This window comes from Arthrobacter sp. 05L45_2 (assembly GCF_056397525.1).
The window spans coordinates 1-2,158 of sequence record NZ_JBFTNO010000311.1 but is presented as its reverse complement, the minus strand read 5'-3'; the positions used below and the strand labels follow the sequence as shown (position 1 = coordinate 2,158).

Sequence of the window (2,158 nt, the reverse complement as noted above, 5' to 3'; positions counted from 1 at the left end):
ACCTCACCCGCAGCCTGGTGGAGCTGGCCGTCCGGCACGACCTCTGGATCATTTCGGACGAGTGTTACGAGGCCTTCACCTACGACGTCCCGCATGTCAGCCCGGCGCGGTTCGACAGCGACGTTCCCGGCGAGGCCCGGGTGTTCACCTCCCTGACCCTGTCCAAAACCTACGGCCTGACGGGCTTGCGGATCGGCGCGCTGGTCTGCCCGCCCGGGCTCGAACAGCAGATGAACAACGTGATGGAGGCGATCGTCTCCTGCGTGGCATCACCCTCGCAGTACGCTGCCCTCGCGGCCCTGACCGGACCGCAGGACTACGTCAGCCACGCCCACGCGCACTACCGCGCGAACCGGGACGCCGCCTCAGCAGTGCTGGAATCCAAGGGCATTCCCTTCCTCACGGCCCAGGGCGCCTTTTACCTCTGGGCGGACGTCTCGCACGTCAGCGGCGGCGACGTCCGGTCCTGGGTGCGGCGCTTCCTCGCGGACGCCGGAGTGTCCTTCGCCCCGGGTACCGCGTTCGGGTCGATCGGCGAGGGCTGGATCCGGATTGCCCTGTGCGGGGGCCAGGCGGAGCTTGTGGAGGGCGTCGGCAGGCTTCCCGCCCGCGGAGGGGCCCTCTAGTCCTACCGCGCGGCCGGACCAGGCAGTAGCCTGACCGGACGCGGGTGCGGGCGGATTCAGGGCGGGTGCGCGGCGGCCCGGGAGGAGGACCTCATGTGGTGGCAGGACTTGTTGTGGGGTATCTGGAACGGGATCACGGCCTGGATCATCCTGATTGCGCACGTGTTCGGCGCCTGGCGCGAGTTCCCCTTCTACAACACGGGACGGGCCGGCAACTGGTATGACTTCGGCTTCCTGCTGGGCATGGGCTCACCGTTGTTAGGCGGTTTAGGCGCCCGACGGCGGCGCTGACAGTGCGGTATCGAGCCAGGTAGCCAGTGCGGCTGCCGGCGGCGCCCCGGTTTGGCGGGCCACCACTTTCCCGCCTGACACCACCAGCATCGTTGGGATGGCCTGGACGTCGAAGCGCCGGGACAGGTCCGGCGAGGTGTCGACGTCGACCTTCACCAATTTGACCCGTCCGGCGCGTTCCCGGGCCAGCTTGTCCAGCACGGGGCTGACCATCCGGCACGGGCCGCACCAGGCGGCCCAGAAATCGACCAGGGCAGGCACCGGGGACTGCTCTGCGACCGCGGCAAAGTCGCCGTCGCCGGCCTCCACGATCCAGGGCAGGTGCGCGTGGCATTTGCCGCAGCGCGGACGGCCGGACCCGGTAGCCGGGACACGGTTGGTGGTGCCGCACGCCGGGCACTTGGTCAGGGCCTTCGTCACGGCCGGCCGCCGCCCGTGGGCTCGCCCGCAGTCATGGTTCCATGGGACGCTCCGGCCAGGCCGGGGCCTAGGGTCCAAAGTCCTCCGGGCCCAGACGGCACTGGCCGGCCCCGTTGCCGGGTCCGGCCAGTGCTGGTGATGACGGGTGGGGACTACTTGTTGCTGTCCTCGTCGACGTCGCGGTCAACGGTGAGGTCGGTATCTTCCTCATCGAAGTCGTCTTCGTCGAGTTCGATGTCCTCGGGGACGTCGCTCTTGTACGGGTCGGCGTCGCCGGCGTGCTTGGCACCGGCCGCGAGGGCAGCTACCTCGGCGTCGCGCTTCTTGGCGGCGCGCAGGAGCTCTTCGAGGTTGGAGGCCACAACCGGGATCTGGTCGGCGACGAATTCCAGCGTCGGCGTCAGCCGCACGGTGATGTTGCGGCCCACTTCCTGGCGCAGCACCCCCTTGGCCTTCTCCAGGCCCTTCGCGGCGTCCGACTGGGCAACCTCGTCGCCGAAGACGGTGTAGTAGACCGTGGCGTGCTGCAGGTCGTTGGTCACACGTGCGTCGGTGACGGTCACGCCCTCAAGCCGGGGATCCTTCACCCGGCGCCCCAGCGCCTCGGCAACAACAACCTTAATCCGCTGCGCCAACTTGGCAGCCCGTGCGGGATCAGCCATTTCCACTCCTAAAAATTTTGGATGTACGACGGCGCCGATGGGGCGGGGTCGCTCGTTTCAGTTTTCTGCCACGCACTATGGTGAGTCAACGACGGACCACCGTTGGAATTTCTCCGGCGGCCCGGGAGTGGCATCGGGCCTACCGAAGCTGGGCGGCAA

At 68.4% G+C, this 2,158-nt stretch carries 4 protein-coding genes; 2 read left to right on the top strand and 2 right to left on the bottom strand.

Annotated features, from left to right (window positions below):
* Both AC1DHD_RS15860 and AC1DHD_RS15855 read left to right on the top strand, forming a co-directional pair.
* On the top strand, window positions 1-626 hold a 626-nt coding region (locus AC1DHD_RS15860), incomplete at its 5' end, for a pyridoxal phosphate-dependent aminotransferase (protein ID WP_476880631.1).
* Between the two features lie 93 nt (window positions 627-719).
* Window positions 720-917: a hypothetical protein gene (locus tag AC1DHD_RS15855; RefSeq protein WP_476880630.1), complete on the top strand. Its 198-nt coding sequence runs from the start codon at window positions 720-722 to the stop codon at window positions 915-917.
* On the opposite strand, the gene trxA is transcribed toward AC1DHD_RS15855, so the two are convergent.
* Together trxA and rbfA are read right to left on the bottom strand one after the other, a co-directional pair.
* On the bottom strand, window positions 894-1,337 hold the full coding sequence (gene trxA, locus AC1DHD_RS15850; RefSeq protein ID WP_476880629.1) for a thioredoxin: 444 nt from the start codon (window positions 1,335-1,337) through the stop codon (window positions 894-896). The two genes, AC1DHD_RS15855 and trxA, sit on opposite strands and share 24 nt — an antisense overlap.
* Before the next feature lie 152 nt (window positions 1,338-1,489).
* Window positions 1,490-1,999, bottom strand: coding sequence for a 30S ribosome-binding factor RbfA (gene rbfA / locus AC1DHD_RS15845; protein WP_476880628.1), 510 nt, complete (start codon window positions 1,997-1,999; stop codon window positions 1,490-1,492).
* Between the last annotated feature and the right edge of the window lie 159 nt (window positions 2,000-2,158).

Coding starts and splice junctions, on each gene's coding strand:
- AC1DHD_RS15855 (WP_476880630.1), top strand. CDS start 720: ATGTGGTGGCAGGACTTGTTGTGGGGTATCTGGAACGGGATCACGGCC.
- rbfA (WP_476880628.1), bottom strand. CDS start 1,999: ATGGCTGATCCCGCACGGGCTGCCAAGTTGGCGCAGCGGATTAAGGTT.